The sequence below is a fragment of the Rugamonas aquatica genome, assembly GCF_009380215.1.
Classification (GTDB): domain Bacteria; phylum Pseudomonadota; class Gammaproteobacteria; order Burkholderiales; family Burkholderiaceae_D; genus Rugamonas; species Rugamonas aquatica_B.
Window position 1 is genome coordinate 206,784 of sequence record NZ_WHUG01000005.1, and the last position, 23,552, is coordinate 230,335.

The window sequence follows — 23,552 nt, forward strand, 5'->3', positions numbered from 1 at the left end:
CAGGGCCTACCGCCCTTGCCGGTCAGCGCCGCTCGCTGGGGTCGCTGGAGTGTTCGTCGGTCTGGATCAGGCTGACCTTCTTGCCCTTGGCCAGCCGCCATGCCGATACCGCGTAGCCCGACAGGCCGTAGGCGATGAAGATCGGGAACAGCACTTTAGGCGGATCGATCGACACCAGCGCGAACACCAGCGCAATCAGGAACACCGCGATGAACGGCACCGATTTGCGGAAGTTCACGTCCTTGAAGCTGTAGAACGGCACGTTGGTCACCATGGTCAGGCCGGCGAATACGGCGATGCTCCACGAAACCCAGCGCAGTTCGAGGCCGGATACTTCCTGGTCCACCATCAGCAGCACGAAGCCGGCCACCAGCGCGGCGGCCGATGGCGATGGCAGGCCCTGGAAGAAACGCTTGTCGACCACTTCGATGTTGGTGTTGAAGCGGGCCAGGCGCAGCGCGGCGCCGGCGCAGTAGACGAAGGCGGCGATCCAGCCCAGCTTGCCCAGGCCGCGCAGCGACCATTCGTAGATCACCAGCGCCGGCGCGGCGCCGAAGGACACCATGTCCGACAGTGAATCGTACTGGGCGCCGAATTCGCTCTGGGTATTGGTCAGGCGGGCGACGCGGCCGTCGAGGCCGTCGAGGATCATGGCGATGAAGATCGCCCAGGCGGAGTGTTCGAATTTCTGGTTCATCGCCATGACGATGGCGTAGAAGCCGCAGAACAGCGCTGCGGTGGTGAAGGCGTTCGGCAGCAGATAGATCCCGCGATGGCGCGGCCGGTCGAGGTCTTCGCCCCGGGCGCGGCGGGCAAAACGGCTGAAGCGCGACATCTGGGGCGTTTTGCCTTGGGCTACGCCATTCTTGGCTCGGCGACGGGGGAATTTGGCCATAAGGTTCCGTTTCTGATTAACTGGTCATGTTGCGCCATCATTATAGTGGAGCCGCCCATAAAAAAGGGGATGGCGAGCCATCCCCCTATTCTGCCCAAGTTCGCTTATTTGAAGCGCACTTTGCCTACCAGCCGCATTTGCAGCGTGGTTTCGCCCGGTTCAAAGCTGGGCTCTTCCACCGGAGGCGGCGGCGGGCTGCCGGCCATCGCCATCGCCACGCGCGACGAGCCCGTGACGTTGACGCGGTCCTGGTAATTGCCCGAGCCTTCGAAGTCTATGGTGTCGATGACGGCGTCGCCGACCTTGCGGCCCATCGCGCGCGCGATCGAATTGACGCGCTCGGTCAGATTGGCGTAGGTGGCGGCGATGCGCTGGTCGTCCAGCTTGCGGGTGGTCTCCGGCGCCAGGCCGAAGTGCAGATTGTTCAGCGCCAGCGTGCGCTGGGCGGCGGCCACGGTTTTCGGCAGGCCAGCCAGGTTGACGGTGGTCACTTGCAGCGACTGCCCCACGCGCCAGGCGGTCGGCACGCGCGGCTTGCGCGGCTGGCCGTTCAGCGGCTGCGCCGGCTCTTCAGGATAAACCGGATAGGTGTAGTAGCCCTGGGTCTTCAGGCTGGCCTGGGGATCTTCCTGCTTGACGATCTCCAGCCCCTGCTTCATCTTCAGATTGACGCGGGAGGCGGCGGCGGCCTTGTCCTTGTCGACTTCCTCGACGGACAGCGTGATAACGGCCTGGTCATTGACGTGGCGGACTTCGCCGAATGCGGGGACCACCACCAGCGCACCAGCGGTCGGCAGGGCTTCCTGCGGCGCCGCCTGCGCGGACAGCGCGCAGGCGGTGATGGCGGCGGCGGTCAGATGTTTCATTACAGTCATTGCATTCTCCGTGATTGGTATAAAAGCAATTGCAACTGTAACTCAGCGCGCGCCGCCGCGCATAGACTTACTTGAATCGTACCTTGCCGACCACGTTCATTTGCAGCGTGGTCTCGCCCGGCTCGAAGCTAGGTTCCGACACTTCGGCGCTATCCATCATCTTGGCCGAACGCATCATCATCGGCGCCGGTGCGCCGCCCATGCGCTCCTGGGCGTAGTTGCCCGAGCCTTCGAAGTCGATGGTGTCCAGCACGGCGTCGCTGACCTTGCGGCCCATGGCGCCGGCGATCGAGTTGATGCGCTCGTTCAGATTCTTGTAGGTGGCGGCGATGCGCTGGTCGTCGAGTTGACGGGTGGTTTCCGGCGTCAGGCCGAATTGCAGGCCGTTCAGGGTCAGGATCTTCTGGGCGGCGGCCACGGTCTTCGGCAGTTTTTCCAGGTTGGTGGTGGTCACTTCCAGATACTGGCCCACGCGCCAGGCGGTCGGCACGCGCGGCTTGGACGACTGGCCGTTAGGCATCGGACGGTCTTCCGGGTACACGGGATAGGTGTAGTAGCCCTGGGTTTTCAGGCTGGCGCTCGGGTCTTCTTTCTTGACGATGTCCAGGCCCTGTTTCATTTTCAGGTTGACGCGCGAAGCGGCGGCGGCCTTGTCCTTGTCCTGCTCTTCGATCGCCAGGGTGGCGACCGCTTGATCGTTGGCGTGTTTGACTTCGCCGAAGGCCGGCACCACGACCAGCGTGCCGGAGGTCGGCAGCGATTCGAGCGGGGCGGCGTGCGCGGCGAGCGCGAAGGAGGCGGCAGCGGCTGCGGCGATAGTTTTCATGACGGTCATTGCGGGCTCCAAAATTAAAATTACAACAAGACGAACTTTACCTGAAATTACCCCGGAGACATGTAAGACATGGTGAGTGTTTGTAACAAAGTCCCATGTGCTAAAGTTGCCGCCGGATTCAATCACTTTCGAAAGCTGCCATGTCGTATCCGTATTTGAGTGACGTTATCAAGGCCTGGACCGGCATAGCCCTGCCGCTGCCGCTGGCGACCTTCGGCCTGTTCGTGGCGCTGGGCGCGCTGGTGGCCGGCGCGCTGTTCCGCGCCGAGTTGCAGCGCCTGTATGAAGCGGGCAAGGTCTGGCCGGCGCGCGTGCGCGGCGCCGATGTGCCGCCGCAGGATGTGGTCAGCGATTTCATGGTGGTGGTGATGGTGGCCGGCGTGCTGGGCGCCCGCCTGTTCCATATCCTTGAGCATACCGACCAGTTTGCCGCCGATCCGATGGGCATGATCTTTACGCGTTCGGGCTTGAGCATTTTCGGCGGGCTGATCCTGGGCACGCTGGCCGGCATGGTGTGCGTGCGGCGCTGGCGTTTGCCGGTGCGTCCGCTGCTGGACGCGGCGGCGCCGGCGATGATGATCGGCTATGCGATCGGCCGCATCGGCTGCCAGGTCTCGGGCGATGGTGACTGGGGCATTGCCGCCAACATGGCGTTGAAGCCTGAGTGGCTGCCGACCTGGCTGTGGGCGCAAACCTACGACAACAATATCTACGGCGAGCTGATCGCCCTGCCCGGCGTGTATCCGACGCCGATGTATGAAACGGCGATGGCGCTGTTGTGCTTTGCCGTGCTGTGGGCGTTGCGCAAGCATGTGTTCCGCATCGGCTGGCTGTTCTCGGTGTATCTGGTGCTGGCCGGCGTGGAGCGCCTGCTGATCGAGCAAATCCGCGTCAATCCCGTGTTCAATGTCGCGGGCCTGCATGCCACGCAGGCGGAGATCATCGCGGTAGCGTTGATTGCAATGGGTGCCATCGGCGCGATGATCCTCAGCCAACGTACGCCTGCTGCGGCCGAAAACATGAAAGACAATTTATCATGAAGCCGATTTTCATCGCGCTGATAGCTGGCGGATTCATGCTGTGCGCTCCGCTCACCCACGCTGAATCGGCCAGTGAACAACCGACTGTACGCCTGACAGGCGGTGGCGAAGTACCACCATGGGCCGGTGAGCCATGGGAAGACTCCTACGCGGGCGGCTACCCCATTACATGGAACTACCCGGTCTTTAAAGGACTCGACAAAATTCGCCTTGAAAAATTGAATGCTTGGGCGCGCACTATTTCACTGCAACAGCTGTTCTCCTACGACGGCATATGGTCGCCAAAAACCACGGCCAGTAAAGACTCTGCTGTGATCGCATTGCTGTCGCAGGAAAAAGCGGCGCGCGAGGCCGCGCTGACGCAATCGGTATTAATGCCGTCCAGGCGATTTGTGCGGCACATTACTTTCACCCTTTACAGCGAGATGCCAGGCGCCGCACATCCGTCGCATGGCCTGATCCATCCGATTTTTGACTATCGCAGTGGACAACAGGTGGAGACAGAATCTCTTTTCAAGCAGGGTGCGAAAGGCAAGCTGACTCAAATGCTGGAGCAAAGTATCGAACGCAGTTTCAAGGAGACGCCCGCATTGAACACCGATGACCTTGGACGCTGCCAGCACAACCGGCAATTCGAGTGGGAAGCCGTTTCGATTTTAAGCAACCACGAGATTATCGTCGAGTTCCCGTCGGTTTCAGGTGAAAATGCAAGCTGCGGCGAGGGGTACTATATTCTGCGCAGTCCGGCCATCAAAAAATTGCTGGTGTCGCCGCAGGATTTCGGCGTGGGCGAAATGCTTTATTCACCTACGAATTAACCTTGCTGCAAATTAGCACATATGCGCTACGCACTGTTAGCGTGCTACAGTTAAACATTAGCCATCAATACCATTAAAACATGATCCCACCTCGCGCTGCACTTGCCTGCCTGCTACTGGCTGCAGCCCGCTTGACCCCAGCCCAAACCGTGGACGCGCCGCCACTGCACTTACAGCTGCCATCGGCCTGGACACTCGACTCGGCCAGGCGGCCGATGGAAGGCAAGGGACCGGATGGCGAAAAGATGCTGGTGATGATAGCCCGCGCAGACCACCACGGCCAGGGAAGACGCGCACGCGTTTGCACAGGGCGTCCTGAAAGACGTGGCCAGCCGCAATGGCAAACTCGTCGTACGCGCTGTCGAAGAATTCCCTGTACCGGCGGGGAAAACTGCTTACTCGTCGGCTTCGGAGTCTTCTCGCATGTTCGGAAAATATTATTTCATCCAGTATCTGCTGGCCTCCGACGACGCAATGTTTTATTTCACGTTCGAAGGCAAAGGCGAAGCCATGCCGGCGCTGAAGCGCTTCGATGCGCTGATGAACGAGCAGCGCTGGGACGAATGAAAAAAGCCGGCTCGCGCCGGCTTTTCCGCATCGAAGATGAAGCTTAGTTCTTCGATTGATCGACCATCTTGTTCTTGGCGATCCAAGGCATCATGGCGCGCAGCTTGGCGCCGACTTCTTCGATCTGGTGCTCGGACGTCAGGCGACGGCGCGAGATCAGGGTCGGAGCGCCTGCCTTGTTTTCCAGGATGAAGGACTTGGCGTACTCGCCGGTCTGGATGTCCTTCAGGCACTGACGCATCGCGTCCTTGGTAGCCGAAGTCACAACCTTAGGACCGGTCACATACTCGCCGTATTCGGCGTTGTTCGAGATCGAGTAGTTCATGTTGGCGATGCCGCCTTCGTAGATCAGGTCGACGATCAGCTTCAGCTCGTGCAGGCATTCGAAGTAAGCCATCTCCGGAGCGTAGCCCGCTTCGGTCAGGGTTTCGAAGCCGGCCTTGATCAGCTCGACCGCGCCACCGCACAGAACAGCCTGCTCACCGAACAGGTCGGTCTCGGTCTCTTCGCGGAAGTTGGTTTCGATGATGCCGGCACGGCCGCCGCCGTTGGCCGATGCGTACGACAGGGCGATGTCACGGGCGATGCCGGACTTGTCCTGGTACACGGCGATCAGGTGCGGCACGCCGCCACCCTGGGTGTAGGTGGCGCGCACGGTGTGGCCTGGGGCCTTCGGTGCGACCATGATGACGTCCAGGTCGGCGCGTGGCACGACTTGGCCGTAGTGCACGTTGAAGCCGTGGGCGAAGGCCAGTACCGCGCCTTGCTTGGCGTGCGGAGCGACGTTTTCGTTGTAGACCTGGGCGATGTTCTCGTCCGGCAGCAAGATCATGATGACGTCGGCGGCCTTGACCGCGTCGTTCACTTCCGCCACTTTCAGGCCGGCTTGTTCAACCTTGTTCCACGAAGCACCGCCCTTGCGCAGGCCGACGGTCACGTTGACGCCGGAGTCGCTCAGGTTTTGCGCGTGGGCGTGGCCCTGCGAACCATAGCCGATGATGGCAACGTTTTTGCCCTTGATGAGGGAGAGGTCAGCGTCTTTGTCGTAGAAAACTTTCATGGTATTTCCTTAGTAGTATTTTTGAATTTGTTTAAACTTTGAGGATGCGTTCGCCGCGTCCGATGCCGGAACCGCCGGTACGTACCGTCTCCAGAATGGAGGCGCGGTCGATCGAGTCGATGAACGCGTCGAGCTTGCTCTTGGCGCCGGTCAGTTCGATCGTGTAGGTCTTTTCGGTGACGTCGATGATGCGGCCGCGGAAGATGTCCGCCGTGCGCTTCATCTCTTCACGCTCCTTGCCCACCGCGCGCACTTTAATCAACATCAGTTCGCGTTCGATGTGCTGGCCTTCGGTCAGATCGACCACCTTCACCACTTCAATTAAACGGTTGAGGTGCTTGGTAATCTGTTCGATGATGTCGTCCGAACCGGTGGTGACGATGGTCATCCGCGACAAGGTCGCGTCTTCGGTCGGCGCCACGGTCAGCGTTTCGATGTTGTAGCCGCGGGCCGAGAACAGGCCTACCACGCGCGACAGCGCGCCGGCTTCGTTTTCCAGCAAGACAGAGATAATGTGTCGCATGTTATAAGTCCTCCGAACCCAACAGCATTTCAGAGAGCCCTTTGCCCGCTTTCACCATCGGCCAGACGTTTTCCGATTGATCGGTAATGAAGTTCATGAAGACCAGCTTGTCTTTCATGCCGAAGGCGTCGCGCAGCGCGCCGTCGACATCGCCCGGTTTCTCGATGCGCATGCCGACGTGGCCATAGGCTTCCGCCAGCTTCTCGAAGTTCGGCAGCGAATCCATGTAGGACTCGGAATAGCGCGAACCGTAGTCGATCTGCTGCCACTGGCGCACCATGCCCAGGAAGCGGTTGTTCAACATGATGATCTTCGGCGTCAGATGGTATTGCTTGCAGGTCGCGAGTTCCTGGATGCACATCTGGATCGAGCCTTCGCCGGTGATGCAGGCGACGGTGGCGTCCGGGTTGGCCATCTGCACGCCCATGGCGTACGGCAGGCCCACGCCCATCGTGCCCAGACCGCCCGAGTTGACCCAGCGCTTAGGCTTGTCGAACGGGTAGTACTGCGCGGCCCACATCTGGTGCTGGCCGACGTCGGAGGTGATGAAGGCGTCGCCCTTGGTCACTTCCCACAGCTTCTGCACCACGGATTGCGGCTTGATCACCAGGTCCGAGGTCGGATACTTCAGGCAATCCTTGCCGCGCCATTCGCCGATCTGCTTCCACCAGTCCTTGAGCGCAGGCGCGTTCGGCTTGGCTTCCGCAGCGTCGAGCTGGGCCAGGAATTCGATCAGCACGTCCTTGACGTTGCCGACGATAGGGATGTCGACCTTCACGCGCTTGGAGATCGACGATGGATCGATGTCCACGTGGATGATCTTGCGCGGGTTGGAGGCGAAGTGTTTCGGGTTGCCGATCACGCGGTCGTCGAAGCGGGCGCCGATGGCGATCAGGACGTCGCAGTGCTGCATCGCCATGTTCGCTTCGTAGGTGCCGTGCATGCCGGGCATGCCGACGAAGTTCTCGCTCGACGCCTTGTAGGCCCCCAGGCCCATCAGCGTGTTGGTGACCGGGAAGCCCAGCTTGTCGACCAGCTTGTTCAGCTCGGGCGAGGCATTGGCCAGGATCACGCCGCCGCCGGTGTAGATCATCGGGCGTTCGGCTTGCAGCAGCAGCTGGACTGCCTTGCGGATCTGGCCGGAGTGGCCCTTGTCGACCGGTTTGTACGAACGCATCTCGACCTCTTTCGGGTACGAGTACGTCGTCTTGTGCATCGAGATATCCTTCGGGATGTCGACCAGCACGGGGCCTGGACGGCCGGTGCGGGCGATGAAGAAGGCTTTCTTGACGGTTTCCGCCAAATCCTTGACGTCTTTGACGAGGAAATTGTGCTTGACCACGGGACGGGTGATGCCGACCGTGTCGCATTCCTGGAAGGCATCCTGGCCGATGGCGTGGCTGGGCACCTGGCCCGAGATCACGACCATGGGGATGGAATCCATGTAAGCGGTGGAAAGACCTGTCACGGCATTGGTGACGCCCGGACCGGACGTGACCAGCGCGACACCAACCTTGTTCGAGCTGCGCGAGTACGCATCGGCGGCATGCACTGCGGCCTGTTCGTGACGCACGAGGACGTGTTGGAATTTGTCTTGCTTGAAGATGGCGTCGTAGATATACAGTACGGCTCCGCCCGGATAGCCAAAGACGTGTTCTACGCCTTCCTCGGCCAGGCAGCGCACCAGTATTTCAGCACCTGTGAGCGTGTTCGCTCCTTGTGATGCGGTTGCTTCGGTATTCATGAAACATTCCTTTCAAGGTCCATAGGAGATTGATCGGATGCTCTTTCCTAACGAAGTAGGCCCACCTCTACAGCTTTGCCCTGCTTCCCTTTTTTTCTGCAGTCACACCTGCCTCTTCCGTCAACCGTAGTGACGTGCAAAGCAGTGCTAGCTGCAAACTCTCGTTTGGCTGGATCTGTCTGTAGCGGTTCTGCGTACCTCTCGCGCTTGTGGCACGGGTTAGAGCAAACTGCTGACATATGAAAGCGCGTCTCGTCGATTGCGGCGTTGTGTGCCTGCTGCGACCAGACCATAGAGCTTCGGGGTGTTCAAAGCGTCCCATACGGTACACCCGGCGCCCCCGTTTGGGCAAGGAAAAAATCGCAAAAAGCCTGACTCTGGTGCATTTTGCATCGTCAAAGCCGCAAAAACCATGCAGAAATGGCTAATTTTTGCTAGCATGCGCTCAGTTCAGAGCCGCTCACTAGCGGCCCAGCGCCGGCTTTTCCGGCAGTACCCACACCCGACGCATGGCCACAGACAAAGAATTATCCGACTTTCTCGAAAACGTCGAGCGGCGTGCCTTCAAACAAGCCGTCTACGCAGTGCGCAAAGACGAATCCGCATTGGACATCGTGCAGGACGCGATGATCAAGCTCGCCGAAAAATACGGCGACAAGCCGGCCGCCGAGTTGCCGATGCTGTTCCAGCGCATCCTGCAAACCACCATCCTCGATTATTTCCGCAGGGAAAAGGTCCGCAACACCTGGGTCAGCCTCTTCTCGGGCATGGCCCCCTCGGGCGGCGAGAACGAGGACTTTGATATACTCGAATCCTACGCCGCCGAAGACGGCACCGAGGCTTCCGAATCGAGCGCGGACAAGGTCGAGCGCCAGCAAATGCTGTCTTTGATCGATGCCGAAGTACAAAAGCTTCCGGCGCGTCAACGAGAAGCCTTCCTTATGCGTTATTGGCAGGACATGGACGTGGCTGAAACAGCCGAAGCGATGGGATGTTCCGAAGGGAGCGTGAAGACACATTGCTCACGTGCAACACACACACTCGCGGAGTCGCTAAAAGCCTTGGGAATAACACTATGAATACCGACGATCTGAATTTCGCTTACAAAGTGCGCCACGCGCTCAATGAAAAGCTGGACGATCTGCCTGCATCGACCACAGACCGCCTGGCTCAGGCGCGCAAGCTGGCGCTGGCCCGTAAAAAGGCGCATGTGGAGGCGCCGATGACGGTGCGCGCCACCAAGGCCGGACTGGCGACGGCCGGGGGCTTCTTCTCGTTCGCCTGGATGACCCGCATGAGCGTGGCGCTGCCGCTGCTGGTGTTGGTCGGCGGCCTGGCCGGCATCTACCAGTACGAGCAGGACCAGCGCGTGGCCGACCTGGCCGAGCTCGACGCCGCCGTGCTGTCCGACGAATTGCCGCTGTCCGCCTACCTGGACCACGGTTTTAACGCCTACCTGACCCAAAGCGAGTAACCAGCATGGCATTGAGCGGTCGCGCAAAATGGGGCGCAGGAACGGTGGTGTTAGCGGTAGCAGCGGCAAGTGCGCTGATTGGCTGCGGCAATTCCGACACGCCGGCACAGCCTGCCGCGCAGCATGCTTCGGCAACCGGCGCCCTGCCCGGCGCGGCGGCGGGCAAGCGCGCGTCGGCCAAGTCGCCGGAAAAAACCATGTGGAAGGATTTGACGCCCGCGCAGCAGCAGGCGCTGGAGCCGCTGGCGCCCGAGTGGGACCAGATGGAGCCGATCCGTAAGCAAAAATGGCTGGGCATCGTCAAGCGCTACAACTCGATGAAGCCGGACGAGCAGGCCCGCGTGCAGGAACGCATGCGCGAATGGGTCAAGATGACGCCGGAAGAACGCCGCCAGGTGCGCCAGAACTTCACCCGCGCGCAGAAGATCGACCCGTCGCAGAAGTCCACGCAGTGGGAATCCTACCAGCAGCTGCCGGAAGAACAGAAGCAGGAGCTGGCAGCCAAGGCGGCGATGAAGAAACAGGTCGCCAACCTGCCGACGCCCGCGCAGAGCAAGCTGAAAACCGTGGCGCCGATCAAGCCCGCCGTGCCGACCACGGGCGGCGGCCCTGCCACGGCGCCGGCTGCAACGACGGCCACCGCAGGCGCCGCGCCTGCCACAGCGCCCGGCATCGATCCCGCCACCGGCGCGCCAATACCCAACGCCTCGAACGTGGCGCCGGTGATCGCGCCGGCCGCCGCCACGCCGGCCTCCGCTCCTCCCGCCCAGCCTGCCAGCAGCAATGTCAAATAAGCCGCCTGTGACCGTACCGACCATCAAACGCCGTCTGATTTCGATGGTCTACGAAACCCTGCTGGGTTTCGCCGTGCTGTTCCTGCCCTTCCTGATTTTTGAATTCGCCGTCCATGGCAGCCACACACCCACCGCCGAGCACATGCGTCAGGCGCTAGCCTTCCTGGTGCTGGGCGCCTACTTCATCCACCAGTGGAGCCGCGACGGCCAGACGCTGGCGATGAAGACCTGGCGCCTGCAGCTGGTTCGCCCCGGCCACGCCCACCTGTCGCTGCAAACGGCCGCCGTGCGCTACCTGTTGAGCTGGATGTGGGTGCTGCCGGCGCTGCTGCTGTCGCTGGTGCTGGATCTGCACCGCTGGCAAGCGTTGGGCACGGTCGGCGCCGGTATCCTGCTGTGGTCGCTGACGGCCTTCTTCGACAAGGACCGCCAATTCCTGCACGACAAACTGACCGGCACCCGCCTGGTCCAGCTGCCGCCGCCTGAAAAGAAAAAGAAGGCCGTGCCAGTGGTGTAATTCTTGCAATCTTCTGTGGCAGAATAGGACTTTTGCCACAGGGGGTAGCACATGACCACAGCTGTTCGCTTGATGTACGGGGCAGTCCTTGCCCTGTCAGTCTCCGCCGCGTTCGCGGCCGACATTCCCGCCGCGCCTGTTGCGCGGGTTGAACCCGTCACCGATACCTACTTCGGCGAAGCCGTGGTCGACCGCTATCGCTGGATGGAAAACGACAAAGATCCCGACTGGCTGCCCTACCTCAAGCAACAGAACGCCCACGCGCGCGGCCTGCTGGACGCGCTGCCCAAGCGCGATGTGCTGCTGACCCGCATCCAGCAACTGTCCGGCGACGTCGCCACGCCGTCACGCATGCAGAAGGCCGGCGCCCGCCTGTTCTTCCAGCAGCGCCCGGCCGGCGCCAACAACTTCAAACTGTTCGTGCGCGAAGGCGGCAAAGACCGCGTGCTGGTCGACCCAACCAAGCTCGATACCAAGACCAGCCACGTCTCGCTGGACTGGTGGCAAGCCTCGCCGGACGGCAGCAAGCTGGCCTATGGCCTGTCCAAGGACGGCAGCGAAGACTCCGTGCTGCACATCATGGACGTGCGCACCGGCGCCATCCTCAAGGAACGCATCGCCGACACGCAGGGGGCCGACCCGAACTGGCTGGACGACAGCTCCGGCTTTTTCTACAACCAGCTGACCGGCAAGAACAACACGCCCGAGCGCTACCTCGATTCGGTGGCCCGCTTCCACAAGCTGGGCACCGACCCCGCCAAAGACCCGCTGCTGATGAAGCGCGGCCTCGACCCTGCGGTGAAGTATGAAAACATCCAGGCTCCCTCCATCGGCACCGCGCTGCACTCGGCCACTGCGCTGCTGATCCTGAGCGACGTGCGTCCCGAGAAGCGCATCTACGCCGCGCCGCTGCGCGACGTCATCAAGGGCAAAGCCAAGTGGCAGGTGGTCGCCGACTTCTCCGACGAGATCACCAACCTGGACCTGGATGGCGACAACCTGTACCTGCTGTCGACCAAGGGCCATCCGCGCGGACGCCTGCTGAAAACTTCGGCCAGCGCCCCATCGCTGGCCAAGGCCACCGAGGTGGTGGCGGAATCGAAGCTGGTCCTGCAAGGCATAACGCGCGCCAAGGACGGCCTGTACCTGCGGGCGATGGACGGCGGCCCGAGCACGCTGCAACGCCTGGGCAACGACGGCAAGCTGACCACCATCGCCCTGCCCTTCGAAGGCACGCTGCGCGCCGTCGAAGCCGATCCAGCTGCTGCAGGCGTGCTGACCGTGCTGACCGGCTGGCTGGAACCGGCCGGCATCTGGAGCGTGAGCGCCGACGGCAAAGTGAGCGACACCGGCATCACGCCGAAGCCGGCCATCGACACCAGCGCCTACACCACCGAACGCCGCTACGCCACCGCCAAGGATGGCACGCAGATTCCGTATAGCCTGATCTACAAAAAAGGCCTGAAGATGGACGGCAAGAATCCGGCCTTCATCTCGGCCTACGGCAGCTACGGCTCGGCCGCGTACACGCCGTCGTTCGCCGGCCGCACGCTGGCACTGGCCGACCAGGGCGCCATCGTCGGTTACGCCAATGTGCGCGGCGGCGGCGAGTTCGGACGCCAGTGGCACCGCGCGGGCCAGCTGGAAAACAAACCGAACACCTGGCGCGACCTGATCGCCGTGTGCGAGGACATGAACGCAAAAGGCTACACCTCGCCGCAGCATCTGGCGATCGGCGGCCGTTCGGCCGGCGGCATCACCATGGGCCGCGCGCTGGAAGAGCGTCCGGACCTGTTTGCGGCCGTGGTGTCGGGAGTGGGTTGGCACAATCCGCTGCGCTACGTGGCGGAGCAGAACGGCTATGGTGAAGAACCTGAATGGGGTGCGATTGCCGATCCGGCCGGCTTCAAGGCGCTGAAGAGCATCGACAGCTACCAGCTGGTGGCAGACGGCACCAAGTACCCTGCCATCATGCTGACCACCGGCGTCACCGATCCACGCGTGGCGCCGTTCCATCCGGCGAAGATGGCGGCCCGCCTGCAGACCGCAACGGCCAGCGGCAAGCCGGTGATACTGCGGGTGGACTTCGACGCCGGCCACGGCATGGGTTCGACCCGCGCGCAGCAGGATGTCGAAGCGGCCGATACCTACGCCTTCATCCTGTCGCAGACCACCGGGAAGTAATCAGAAGCGCTCGTGAGCCTGCAGGTAGCGCCACTCGCCTACCGGCAGGCTGGACATCGCGATGCGGCCGACGCGGATGCGCTTCATCGACACCACCGTCAGGCCGACCAGCTTGCACATATGTTCGATCTGGCCCGGCTTGGGGTTCTTCGGCGCGAAGCGCAGGCGGTTCTCGTTCTGCCAGCTGACCTTCATCGGCGGCAGCGGCTTGCCGTTGAACGGCAGGCCGTGGTTCAACAGCGCCAGGCCGTTTTCCATGATATCACCGGTCACTTCGGCGATGATCTCATGCTCGATCTTGACCGCTTCGTCGACCAGCTTGCGGCTGACGCGGAAGTCCTGCGTGAACACCAGCAGGCCGCTCGCATGCGTCTCCAGCGGCGTGGTCAGGGTCAGGTTGACCAGGTGGCGCTTGAGGAAGCGCTGGCCCGGCGCGGAGCGCGTCAGCGAGGCAGGGTTCAGCAGGTGCACGGCCGGCGAGCCGTCCTTGCCGATGCCACCGTTGGCGCCCACCGGTTTATGCAGCAGTATCGTCACCGGCAGGATTTCGAACAAGGTGGCATCCGGTGCGACAACGATCTGCTGTTCCATCGTCACGCGGGCGCCCGCCTCTTCCACCACAACGCCATCGACGCTGACGAAACCGCCCTCGATATAGAGTTCGGCTTCGCGGCGCGAGCAAGGGCGCATCTCCGACAGGCGCTTGGCCAGGCGGACGGTGTTATCGGTGCTGCTATCAGCGGTGGTATCGGTCATCCGAAGAAATCTCCAAAAACGGTAATGGCGCGGTCGATGTCCTCGCGCGATGCATCCATGTGCGTGACGATGCGCAGGTGCGGCGACATCGATACGCGTATGCGGGTCAGTTGCAGCACGTCGTTCAAAGCACGGCAGGTATCGGCCGGGATATCGACGTAGAAAATATTGGTTTGCGGCGTGCTGACCTTGATGCCTTTCAGCTTGGCCAGCTCGCTCGCGAAGTAGGCGGCGTTGTCGTGGTCTTCCGCCAGCCGCTCGAAATTGTGCTGCAAGGCGTACATGCCGCCCGCCGCGATCATGCCGGCCTGGCGCATGCCGCCGCCCAGCATCTTGCGCCAGCGCCGCGCCTCGGCGATCAATGGCTTGCTGCCGCACAGGACGGAACCGATAGGCGCGCCCAAGCCCTTGGACAGGCACACGGAAACGGAATCGAAGCCCGCCACTGCGGCACGCGGGCTCACGCCCAGCTTGACGGCGGCATTGCAGATACGGGCGCCGTCGAGGTGCGTAGCCAGGCCGCGTTCATGCGCCAGCGTGGTCGCCTGCTTCAGGTAGTCGAGACCCAGCACGCGGCCGCCGATGGTGTTCTCCAACGCCAGCAGCTTGCTGCGGGCGAAGTGGAAATCGTCAGGCTTGATATAGGCCTCGATGTCGGCCAGCGCTATGCTGCCGTCAGGCTGGTTGATGATGGGCTGCGGCTGGATACTGCCCAGCACCGCAGCGCCACCGCCTTCGTAGCGGTAAGTATGGGCTTCCTGCCCGACCAGGTATTCGTCGCCGCGGCCGCAGTGGGCCAGCAACGCCAGCAGATTGCTCTGCGTGCCGGACGGCGCGAACAGCGCGTCCTCGTAGCCGAACAAATCGGCCGTGTATTCCTGCAGGCGGTTGACGGATGGGTCATCGCCATAGACATCGTCGCCGACGTCCGCTGCATTCATCGCGGCGCGCATCGCCGCGCTGGGGCGGGTGATGGTGTCGCTGCGGAGGTCCAACCATTTTTCGTTCAGCTCACTCATCGTCCCGTCACCCTTTCCAGTTTATTGATTCGCTACCTGCTCGGTGAAGAAGCGGTTGCCCATCTCCTCCAGCCCCAATGTCTCCAGCACTTCCTGCAGGCGCTCCGATGGCCGCTGGCGCGGCAGGTTCTTGTACGTGGCGATGATGAGCTCATTCTTCATCGAATGCTCCCAGCCTACCAGCTCGGTCACGTTGACGTGGTAGCCGTGCGCCTCCAGTTGCAGGCAGCGCAGCACGTTGGTGATCTGGCTGCCGAATTCGCGCGTGTGAATCGGGTGGCGCCAAATCTCGGTCAGCGCGGACTTGGCCAGCGACTTGCCCTTGTTCTTCTTCAGCACCGACGCGACTTCCGCCTGGCAGCACGGCACCAGCACCATGTACTTGGCCTTCTTCTTCAGCGCGAAGTGGATGGCGTCGTCGGTCGCCGTGTTGCAGGCGTGGAGCGCGGTGACGACGTCGATCTGCTCCGGCAGCAGCTTCGATTCGGTGGACTCGGCCACCGACAGCGGCAGGAAGGACATGCCCGGGAAGTTAAACTGTTTAGCCAGTTCCTGCGAACGCGCCACCAGCTCTTCGCGGGTCTCGATGCCGTAGATGTGCGAGTTATCGCCCAGGGCCTTGAAGAACAGGTCGTAGATGATGAAGCCCAGGTAGGACTTGCCGGCGCCGTGGTCGACCAGCGATACACTGTCCTTCCCGGCCAGCACTTCCTTCAGCAGCGGCTCGATGAACTGGTACAGGTGGTAGACCTGTTTCAACTTGCGGCGGCTGTCCTGGTTCATCTTGCCGTCGCGGGTCAGGATGTGCAGCTCTTGCAGCAGCGCGACGGTCTGGCCGTCGCGGATTTCCGGCATGTTGTCCGCACCGGTAACGGTGGCGCCGATCTTGGTGGCTTGCTTACTTGGCTTCATCGATCCACGCCTGCTGAACCGCTTCAAGAACCTTTTCACCGCCGCGCGTATGGTCGTCGTCGAACTCTTCGAGGTCGACGATCCAGTTGTGCAGATCAGTGAAGCGGATAGTCAGCGGATCGATGTCCGGGTGCTTATCGTAGAGCGCTTCCGCAATCGCGGTGATGTCGGTCCATTTCATATCAGTGCCCGCCTTCGCTTGCGTGATTGATGGTGTATTTCGGGATCTCGATGACCAGGTCTTCGTCCGCCACCACCGCCTGGCACGACAGGCGCGACACGGCTTCCAGGCCCCAGGCCTTGTCCAGCTGGTCTTCTTCGTTTTCGCTGGCTTCGCTCAGCGAGTTGAAGCCTTCGCGCACCAGCACGTGGCAGGTGGTGCAGGCGCAGGACTTCTCGCAGGCGTGCTCGATGTGGATGTCATTTTCGAGCATGATGTCGCACAGGGTCTTGCCGACTTCGGCTTCGACAACAGCGCCGTCCGGGCACAGTTTTGCGTGGGGCAGGAATACGATTTGTGGCACTTGATACCTCTAGGTTTTGTTTAAACTACCTGGTCCAGCGTCTTGCCGGCCAGTGCGCTGCGCACGCTGCGATCCATGCGGCGCGATGCGAATTCTTCGGTGCCGTGCGCCAGCGCCTCGACGGCCGACTTCACCGCCGCATGATCGGCGGCGCCGGTCTGCGATTGCGCGACCACGTCGCGCACCTTGTTCATCAAGGCGTCGACTGCGACGCGCTCTTCGTCCGACAGCAAGCCCGCATCTTCATCCAGCGCCGACTGCGTGGCCAGGATGATGCGCTCGGCCTCGACCTGCTCTTCGCGCAGTGCGCGGGCGACCATATCGGTGTCGGCGGATTTGTACGAATCCTGCAGCATGCGCGCGACATCGTCGTCACCCAGGCCGTAGGCCGGCTTGACGGTGATCGATGCTTCCACGCCGGAGCGCAATTCGCGTGCGGACACCGACAGCAAGCCGTCCGCATCCACCTGATAGGTGATGCGGATGCGCGCCGCGCCGGCCACCATCGGCGGAATGCCGCGCAGCTCGAAGCGTGCCAGCGAACGGCAATCGGATACCAGCTCACGTTCGCCCTGCAGCACATGCACCGCCAATGCGGTCTGGCCGTCTTTAAACGTGGTGAACTCCTGCGCACGGGCGCAAGGGATGGTCGAGTTGCGCGGAATGATCTTCTCGACCAGGCCGCCCATGGTTTCGATACCCAGCGACAGCGGGATCACGTCCAGCAGCAGCCAGTCGTCGCCCGGCGCGCGGTTGCCGGCCAGCAGATTGGCCTGCACCGCCGCACCCAGCGCCACGACTTTGTCCGGGTCGATGTTCGCGTGCGGGATGGTGTGGAAGTATTCGCTGACAGCGCGCTGCACATGCGGCATGCGCGTCGCGCCGCCGACCATGACCACGCCATCGACATCGTCCGCATCGACGTTCGCGTCGCGCAGCGCTTTCTTGATGGCCTTCATGGTCTTGTCGATCAGGTGTTTGGTGATCTCCTGGAAGGTCTCTGCGGTGATCTTCAGATGCACTTCTTCGCCGGAGCCGAGGATGGCGTCGACGGTCACATCGTTTTTGGTCGACAGCTGTTCTTTGGCTTCGCGCGCTTTGACCATCAGCACTGCGGTGTCTTCGTCCGACAGCGGCGCCAGTTTTTCCTGCTGGTGGATATAGCAGAACAGGCGGTGGTCGAAGTCGTCGCCGCCCAGCGCGGAGTCGCCGCCGGTGGACAGTACTTCAAACACACCCTTGCTCAATTTGAGGATGGAGATGTCGAAGGTGCCGCCGCCCAGATCGTAGACGGCGTACAAACCTTCCGAACCGTTATCCAGGCCGTAGGCGATGGCCGCGGCGGTCGGCTCGCTCAGCAGGCGCAGCACGTTGATGCCAGCCAGCTGCGCCGCATCCTTGGTGGCCTGGCGCTGCGCGTCGTCGAAGTAAGCCGGCACGGTGATGACCGCGCCCACCAGATCGTCGCCCAGCGAATCTTCCGCGCGCTGGCGCAGCGTGGCCAGGATCTGCGCAGAGATCTCGACCGGGCTCTTGACGCCGGCGATGGTCTTCAGCTGCACCATGCCAGGAGTGTCCTGGAAATCGTAGGGCATGTTTTCCGCGTAGGCGATATCGGCCAGGCCGCGGCCCATGAAGCGCTTGACGGAAACGATGGTGTTCTTCGGATCGGTGGTCTGCGCGGCCTGCGCCTTGTAGCCGATGTTGGCATGGCCGTTCGGCAGGTAGCGCACCACGGACGGCAGCAGCGGGCGGCCATCCTCATCGTTCAGCACTTCTGGAATGCTGTTGCGCACCGTAGCGACCAGCGAATTGGTGGTGCCCAGGTCGATACCTACCGCCAGCCGATGCTGGTGCGGTGCGGTGGACATGCCTGGTTCGGAGATTTGCAGAAGTGCCATGGATGGACCTGTATTCTTATCTTGTCTGCTGAGGGTGCGCGCACGAGGCGCGGCGCTCAGGCTTCGATTGCTTCGAAGGCGAAGCGGACTTCTTCGCCGAATTTTTCAAGGAACATCAACGCGCGTACGCCCTGGGCCGCCGCGTGGAAATCGCCAGCGCCGATCTGCGTTTCGATGTCCGCCAGGCGTGCCTTGCGCTCGTTGCGCAGCTGCTTGTCCAACGCGTCCAGCGCGTCGCTGTCCTTGGCGGCGCGAGCGTCGCCCAGTTCTTCGCGCCACTCCATCTGCTGCATCAGGAAGGCCATCGGCATCGCCGTATTCGACTCGGTCTGCAAATCGACGCCATTCAACTCGCACAGGTACTGCGCGCGCTTCTGCGGATTTTTCAGGGTCTGGTAGGCTTCGTTGGCGCGGGTGGCCCACTGCATCGCGACGCGCTTTTCGGCGTCGGTGGCATTGACGAATTTGTCGGGATGGACGCGGCTTTGCACGTCGCGGTAGGCGCTGTCCAGCGCCCCCGCGTCTACGGCAAACTGCTGCGGCAGATTGAACAGCTCAAAGTGATTTTGCATGGCTTATCAGATGCGGAAGCTTTCGCCGCAACCGCAAGCGTCTTTCTCGTTCGGGTTATGGAACTTGAAGCCTTCGTTCAAGCCTTCGCGCGCGAAATCGAGCTCGGTGCCGTCGATGTACGGCAGGCTTTTCGGGTCGACGAATACCTTCACGCCATGCGATTCGAAGACGCTGTCCTCTTCCGCGATTTCGTCCACGTATTCCAGCTTGTAGGCCAGGCCCGAGCAGCCGGTGGTACGCACGCCAAAACGCAAACCGACGCCTTTACCACGGCGTTCGATGTAGCGGTTGATATGCTTGGCTGCTTTTTCGGTCAGGGTGATTGCCATTTGATTCTCCTACGTCGTTCCCGCGCAGGCGGGAACCCATGCTGACTGGCCGTATCCGGCTCGGCATGGATTCCCGCTTTCGCGGGAATGACTGGGTTACGCTGCGACTGGGTGCTTGGTCTGGTAGTCCAGTACCGCTGCCTTGATGGCGTCTTCCGCCAGGATCGAGCAGTGGATTTTCACTGGCGGCAGCGCCAGTTCTTCAGCGATCTGGGTGTTCTTGATGGCCAGCGCCTGATCCAGCGTCTTGCCCTTGACCCATTCGGTCACGAGCGAGCTGGAAGCGATGGCCGAACCGCAACCGTAGGTTTTGAACTTCGCATCTTCGATCAGGCCATCGGCGCCGACTTTGATTTGCAGCTTCATCACGTCGCCGCATGCCGGTGCGCCGACCATGCCGGTGCCGACGGTTTCATCGCCCTTTTCGAACGCGCCCACGTTGCGTGGATTTTCGTAGTGGTCCAACACTTTTTCCGAGTAAGCCATTTTGATGCTCCTGTAATCTTAAAAATTAGTGGGCTGCCCATTGGATCGAGCTGATGTCGATGCCTTCTTTGAACATGTCCCACAGTGGCGACAGCTCACGCAGTTTGTGTACCTTGGACTTCATCAGGTTGATGGCGAAGTCGATGTCCTCTTCGGTGGTGAAGCGGCCGATGGTGAAACGGATCGAGCTGTGTGCCAGCTCGTCGCTGCGGCCCAGCGCGCGCAGCACATACGATGGCTCCAGCGAAGCCGAGGTGCAGGCCGAACCGGACGACACGGCTAGGTCTTTCACGGCCATGATCAGCGACTCGCCTTCGACGTAGTTGAAGCTGACGTTCAGGTTGTGCGGCACACGGTGCTCCATGTCGCCGTTGATGTAGGTTTCTTCGATCTCTTGCAGGCCGGTGGCCAGGCGGTCGCGCAGGCCCTTGATGCGGGCGATCTCGCTGTCCATTTCCACTTTCGCCAGGCGGAAGGCTTCGCCCATGCCGACGATCTGGTGGGTAGGCAGGGTGCCGGAGCGCAGGCCGCGCTCGTGGCCGCCGCCGTGCATTTGCGCTTCGATGCGCACGCGTGGCTTGCGGCAGACGTACAGCGCGCCGATGCCTTTAGGACCGTAGGTCTTGTGCGCGGTGAAGGTCATCAGGTCGACCTTGGTTTTTTGCAGGTCGATCACCACCTTGCCGGTCGCTTGTGCGGCGTCGCAGTGGAAGATAATGCCCTTCGAACGGCACAGCGTGCCGATTTCGTCGATAGGCTGGATCACACCGATCTCGTTGTTGACCAGCATGACGGAGACCAGGATGGTGTCCGGACGGATGGCGGCGGTCAGCTGCTCGATGGTGATCAGACCGTTGTCCTGCGGTTCCAGGTAGGTCGCTTCGAAACCGACGCGTTCCAGTTCACGCACCGTGTCCAGCACAGCTTTGTGCTCGGTCTTGACGGTGATGATGTGCTTGCCCTTGGTTTTGTAGAACTGCGCCGCGCCCTTGATCGCCAGATTGTTCGATTCGGTGGCGCCGGAGGTCCAGATGATTTCGCGCGGGTCGGCATTGACCAGGGCCGCGACGTGGCCGCGTGCCTCTTCCACGGCCTTTTCCGCGGTCCAGCCGTACATGTGGCTGCGCGACGCAGGATTGCCGAACTGCTCGCGCAGGTAAGGAATCATCATGTCGGCAACGCGCGGATCGATCGGCGTGGTGGCCGAGTAGTCCATGTAGATCGGGAAATGCGGGGCGGTCTGGAACTTCACTGGCGCGATGTTTTTTTCTGGGGCATTCATCTGGTAACTCCGGGTTTTCTGTGTAATCTCTTAACCAAGCGCGGCGTGGTTACGGTGCATCACGACCACGTTTTGTTCAGCATTCTTTTGCTTCTGTTGATCGACCAGATCCTGCAACGAGACGGAATCCAGGTAATCCACCATTTTTTCGTTCAGCGTGGCCCACAGCTCGTGGGTCATGCAGCGCGCGCCGCTGGCGGCGTCCGCGCCGTGGCAATTTTCCTTGCCGCCGCACTGGGTCGCATCGAGCGGCTCATCGACGGCGATGATGATGTCGGCCACCGTGACCTTGTCGGCACGCCGGGCCAGGCTGTAGCCGCCGCCCGGGCCGCGGATCGATTCGACGATCTCATGACGGCGCAGCTTGCCGAACAACTGTTCCAGGTAGGACAGCGAAATGGCCTGGCGCTGGCTGATGCCGGAGAGCGTGACCGGGCCTTTGCCTTGGCGCAAAGCCAGATCGATCATCGCAGTCACAGCAAAACGGCCTTTGGTGGTCAGACGCATCACTACCTCGGTTCAACTGGGTTAAAATATCGACCTTGTCGCTAATCACAAAGGCTGATTAGTTGATCGATTTAGTCAAGTATACCAAACTTTAACAAAGTTTGCCCGGAGGCCCTTGTGCCCAAAGGGTTGCTTAGCGTTTCAACAACTCCATCGGTTTAAACAACTGGTGCATATCCCGATTGCCGATGAAGCTCAGGTTGTAGGGGTGTTCCGCCGCGATCTGCGGGAATTCCTTCATTACCGGCAGCTTGCTCAGCAACTCAGCGATCTTCCCCCACAGAATCATCGTCGGCGTCCTGGATGCCTGCGCGGCCAGGCCGGCCATCACGGTCTGGAAGAACGGCAGCCAGGCCTTGGCATCCTTGGCCGGGGCCACGTGGCTGCGGAACACCAGCGAGGCGTTCAGCAGCAAAAAGCCCTGTTCGGTCAGTTTCTGCTGCATGTCGGCCAGGGTCTGGATGTGGCTGCCTGCGCCGCTGCGGGCGCGGGCGGAGACGGCGGCCATGGCTTCGCCGGCGGTGTTTTCCAGCGCCAGTTGGCCGTCGGCCACCAGCAACATCTTCATGAAGTTGCGCAGCGAGGTGGCCTTGTTGACCGGCTTGGACAGGCCTCCCCCCTCCTCGTTCGACCACAGGCTGCCGACGGCGCCATCCATGAAACAGACGCCGGTGGCGCTTTCCGCGCGCGGATACGGGCCTTCACCGACCAGCACGTAGCGCACCTGCTGCAACGGCAGCGCGAAGGCGGCGAACAGGCGCTGCTCAGTCGGCAGGTATTGGTCGTTGGCCAGTTGCGGCAGGTAGTCGGGCGTGGCGACCATCATCGCCTCCAGGCCTTGCACCAGCAAAGGACGCCAGGAAGCATCTGCGCGCGCCAGCGCATCGAGGATCGAAGTGGGGATCGTCATGAGAGGAAAGCTTTTGGGGAAAGGCGAGATTGTAGCGCCGAACGGCATCGCGGCCCAACATCTAAATGCGGCGGCTCATGCCTCCTGCTGCTGCGCCCCCTGCGCGCGCAGCCAGTCGAATACCTGCCCGACGATCTCCGAACGGGGCTGTTCCGCCACGCCAGACAGCCACCAGGTGGCGCCGGGAGCGCGCGGGTAGTCGGGCAGGATGTGCAAGCGGCCGGACGCCAGGCTGGCGTCCACCAGCAGGCGCGGCAGGCAGGCAATCCCGCGTCCGTCCAGGGTGGCATCGAGCAGCAGACGCGCATCGTCATAAATCGCCCGCTTGCGAAAGTGCACCAACGGCCCCAGGAAGAGCGGCGCCGTGGCGTCACCGGTCAGGCTTTCTTCCAGGCAGACCAGATCCACGTGCTGATGGTGCTGCGCCTGAGGCACGCCGTCCAGCCGCGCCGCCAGCTCACTGTTCGCCACCAGCAACCATTCATCCTGCAACAGCGGGATTTCCTGCAAGTCCGGCTGCAGGATGGGCCGGTCGCTGATGGATATGTCGACATCGATTTCATCGACAAACCGTGCGCTCTCATCCACCGACAGCAGCAGGCACAGCTCAGGCAACTGCGCTTCCAGCGCGCGCAGCCTCGGCTGCAGCCAGCCATGCAGCAACGGCGCCGGACACACCAGCACGACCAGCCCCGGATCGAGGTAAGTGGCGATGCGCCCCAGGCCGCTGCGCAGGACGGTCAGCGAGCGTTGCACGCTGCGCAACAGCACCTCGCCGGCCACCGTCAGCTCGACGCCCCTCCCCGCCCGGCGAAACAATGGCTGCTTGATCTGCTCTTCCAGCAGTTGCACCTGATGGCTGATGGCCGACTGCGTCACATGCAATTCATCGGCCGCACGCGAAAAATTGCCATGGCGAGCCGCCGCCTCGAAGCCCATCAATAGTTTCAGCGAAGGAATACGATGTTCTGACATATGAGAAAACTTAATAGATTAAAGCAAATCATATCATTTGTTCTCATGACTT

General features: G+C 61.8%; 27 protein-coding genes. 8 read left to right on the forward strand and 19 right to left on the reverse strand.

The window, feature by feature from the left end; all coding sequences use genetic code 11:
- Positions 1-22: 22 nt before the first annotated feature.
- From pssA to GEV02_RS14920, 3 genes are all read right to left on the reverse strand, one after another.
- The gene (gene pssA / locus GEV02_RS14910) at positions 23-895 is read right to left on the reverse strand and encodes a CDP-diacylglycerol--serine O-phosphatidyltransferase (protein WP_152838752.1); all 873 of its coding nucleotides are present in this window, start codon (positions 893-895) and stop codon (positions 23-25) included.
- Positions 896-999: 104 nt separating this feature from the next.
- A complete protein-coding gene (locus GEV02_RS14915; RefSeq protein WP_152838753.1) occupies positions 1,000-1,770 on the reverse strand; it encodes an SIMPL domain-containing protein in 771 nt (256 codons plus the stop codon).
- A gap of 67 nt (positions 1,771-1,837) precedes the next feature.
- Positions 1,838-2,605, reverse strand: a complete 768-nt coding sequence (locus tag GEV02_RS14920) for an SIMPL domain-containing protein (protein WP_152838754.1) — start codon at positions 2,603-2,605, stop codon at positions 1,838-1,840.
- Between the two features lie 140 nt (positions 2,606-2,745).
- Between GEV02_RS14920 and GEV02_RS14925 the strand changes: the two genes are divergently transcribed.
- The 3 genes from GEV02_RS14925 (at position 2,746) to GEV02_RS32895 (ending at position 5,030) form a co-directional block, all read left to right on the forward strand.
- Positions 2,746-3,645: a prolipoprotein diacylglyceryl transferase gene (locus tag GEV02_RS14925; protein ID WP_152838755.1), complete on the forward strand. Its 900-nt coding sequence runs from the start codon at positions 2,746-2,748 to the stop codon at positions 3,643-3,645.
- Positions 3,642-4,463: a hypothetical protein gene (locus GEV02_RS14930; RefSeq protein ID WP_152838756.1), complete on the forward strand. Its 822-nt coding sequence runs from the start codon at positions 3,642-3,644 to the stop codon at positions 4,461-4,463. The genes GEV02_RS14925 and GEV02_RS14930 overlap by 4 nt, the downstream gene beginning before the upstream one ends.
- A gap of 423 nt (positions 4,464-4,886) precedes the next feature.
- Positions 4,887-5,030 (forward strand): hypothetical protein, encoded by a 144-nt coding sequence (locus tag GEV02_RS32895; protein WP_174999127.1) that lies wholly within the window; start codon positions 4,887-4,889, stop codon positions 5,028-5,030.
- 43 nt (positions 5,031-5,073) lie between these two features.
- Here the strand turns inward: GEV02_RS32895 and ilvC are convergent, their stop codons facing one another.
- From ilvC to GEV02_RS14945, 3 genes are read right to left on the reverse strand one after another with little or no spacing between them, the layout of a single operon-like run.
- On the reverse strand, positions 5,074-6,090 hold the full coding sequence (gene ilvC / locus GEV02_RS14935) for a ketol-acid reductoisomerase (RefSeq protein ID WP_152838757.1): 1,017 nt from the start codon (positions 6,088-6,090) through the stop codon (positions 5,074-5,076).
- Between the two features lie 31 nt (positions 6,091-6,121).
- Complete coding sequence (ilvN, locus tag GEV02_RS14940) at positions 6,122-6,613, reverse strand: acetolactate synthase small subunit (protein WP_008450481.1); 492 nt, start codon at positions 6,611-6,613, stop codon at positions 6,122-6,124.
- A 1-nt stretch (position 6,614) separates the two neighbouring features.
- Positions 6,615-8,357, reverse strand: coding sequence for an acetolactate synthase 3 catalytic subunit (locus tag GEV02_RS14945; RefSeq protein WP_152838758.1), 1,743 nt, complete (start codon positions 8,355-8,357; stop codon positions 6,615-6,617).
- Positions 8,358-8,866: 509 nt separating this feature from the next.
- Here GEV02_RS14945 and GEV02_RS14950 point away from each other — a divergent pair.
- Genes GEV02_RS14950 through GEV02_RS14970 form a run of 5 tightly spaced genes read left to right on the forward strand, consistent with a single transcriptional unit; the run spans position 8,867 to position 13,326 of the window.
- A complete protein-coding gene (locus tag GEV02_RS14950; protein ID WP_008450484.1) occupies positions 8,867-9,436 on the forward strand; it encodes an RNA polymerase sigma factor in 570 nt (189 codons plus the stop codon).
- Positions 9,433-9,831, forward strand: coding sequence for a DUF3619 family protein (locus GEV02_RS14955; protein WP_152838759.1), 399 nt, complete (start codon positions 9,433-9,435; stop codon positions 9,829-9,831). The genes GEV02_RS14950 and GEV02_RS14955 overlap by 4 nt, the downstream gene beginning before the upstream one ends.
- 47 nt (positions 9,832-9,878) lie before the next feature.
- Entirely contained in the window at positions 9,879-10,625 is a 747-nt protein-coding gene (locus GEV02_RS14960) for a DUF3106 domain-containing protein (RefSeq protein ID WP_328595821.1), read from the forward strand.
- Between the two features lie 7 nt (positions 10,626-10,632).
- Entirely contained in the window at positions 10,633-11,142 is a 510-nt protein-coding gene (locus tag GEV02_RS14965) for an RDD family protein (RefSeq protein ID WP_328595822.1), read from the forward strand.
- 51 nt (positions 11,143-11,193) lie between these two features.
- Positions 11,194-13,326: a prolyl oligopeptidase family serine peptidase gene (locus tag GEV02_RS14970; RefSeq protein WP_152838762.1), complete on the forward strand. Its 2,133-nt coding sequence runs from the start codon at positions 11,194-11,196 to the stop codon at positions 13,324-13,326.
- Here the strand turns inward: GEV02_RS14970 and GEV02_RS14975 are convergent, their stop codons facing one another.
- From GEV02_RS14975 to GEV02_RS15035, 13 genes are all read right to left on the reverse strand, one after another.
- Entirely contained in the window at positions 13,327-14,082 is a 756-nt protein-coding gene (locus GEV02_RS14975; protein ID WP_152838763.1) for an rRNA pseudouridine synthase, read from the reverse strand.
- Positions 14,079-15,101: a low-specificity L-threonine aldolase gene (gene ltaE / locus GEV02_RS14980; RefSeq protein ID WP_152838764.1), complete on the reverse strand. Its 1,023-nt coding sequence runs from the start codon at positions 15,099-15,101 to the stop codon at positions 14,079-14,081. Before ltaE ends, GEV02_RS14975 begins: the two co-directional genes overlap by 4 nt.
- 21 nt (positions 15,102-15,122) lie before the next feature.
- Entirely contained in the window at positions 15,123-16,013 is an 891-nt protein-coding gene (locus GEV02_RS14985; RefSeq protein WP_152838765.1) for a class I SAM-dependent methyltransferase, read from the reverse strand.
- Positions 16,000-16,194 carry a Fe-S cluster assembly protein IscX gene (gene iscX, locus GEV02_RS14990; protein ID WP_008450499.1) on the reverse strand — a complete coding sequence of 65 codons (195 nt, stop codon included), beginning with the start codon at positions 16,192-16,194 and terminating at the stop codon, positions 16,000-16,002. The genes GEV02_RS14985 and iscX overlap by 14 nt, the downstream gene beginning before the upstream one ends.
- 1 nt (position 16,195) lies before the next feature.
- A complete protein-coding gene (fdx, locus tag GEV02_RS14995) occupies positions 16,196-16,537 on the reverse strand; it encodes an ISC system 2Fe-2S type ferredoxin (RefSeq protein ID WP_328595823.1) in 342 nt (113 codons plus the stop codon).
- Between the two features lie 20 nt (positions 16,538-16,557).
- Positions 16,558-18,438 carry a Fe-S protein assembly chaperone HscA gene (gene hscA / locus GEV02_RS15000; RefSeq protein ID WP_008450503.1) on the reverse strand — a complete coding sequence of 627 codons (1,881 nt, stop codon included), beginning with the start codon at positions 18,436-18,438 and terminating at the stop codon, positions 16,558-16,560.
- A gap of 56 nt (positions 18,439-18,494) precedes the next feature.
- Positions 18,495-19,010, reverse strand: a complete 516-nt coding sequence (gene hscB, locus GEV02_RS15005) for a Fe-S protein assembly co-chaperone HscB (RefSeq protein ID WP_152838766.1) — start codon at positions 19,008-19,010, stop codon at positions 18,495-18,497.
- Positions 19,011-19,016: 6 nt separating this feature from the next.
- Positions 19,017-19,340: an iron-sulfur cluster assembly protein IscA gene (gene iscA / locus GEV02_RS15010; protein ID WP_008450508.1), complete on the reverse strand. Its 324-nt coding sequence runs from the start codon at positions 19,338-19,340 to the stop codon at positions 19,017-19,019.
- Positions 19,341-19,436: 96 nt separating this feature from the next.
- Positions 19,437-19,826 carry a Fe-S cluster assembly scaffold IscU gene (gene iscU, locus GEV02_RS15015; RefSeq protein WP_008450509.1) on the reverse strand — a complete coding sequence of 130 codons (390 nt, stop codon included), beginning with the start codon at positions 19,824-19,826 and terminating at the stop codon, positions 19,437-19,439.
- A gap of 25 nt (positions 19,827-19,851) precedes the next feature.
- Positions 19,852-21,108, reverse strand: a complete 1,257-nt coding sequence (locus tag GEV02_RS15020; protein ID WP_008450511.1) for an IscS subfamily cysteine desulfurase — start codon at positions 21,106-21,108, stop codon at positions 19,852-19,854.
- Positions 21,109-21,138: 30 nt separating this feature from the next.
- Complete coding sequence (iscR, locus tag GEV02_RS15025; RefSeq protein WP_008450513.1) at positions 21,139-21,615, reverse strand: Fe-S cluster assembly transcriptional regulator IscR; 477 nt, start codon at positions 21,613-21,615, stop codon at positions 21,139-21,141.
- A 133-nt stretch (positions 21,616-21,748) separates the two neighbouring features.
- Entirely contained in the window at positions 21,749-22,525 is a 777-nt protein-coding gene (locus GEV02_RS15030) for a uracil-DNA glycosylase family protein (RefSeq protein ID WP_152838767.1), read from the reverse strand.
- Between the two features lie 75 nt (positions 22,526-22,600).
- A complete protein-coding gene (locus GEV02_RS15035) occupies positions 22,601-23,500 on the reverse strand; it encodes a LysR family transcriptional regulator (protein ID WP_152838768.1) in 900 nt (299 codons plus the stop codon).
- Positions 23,501-23,552 lie beyond the last annotated feature (52 nt).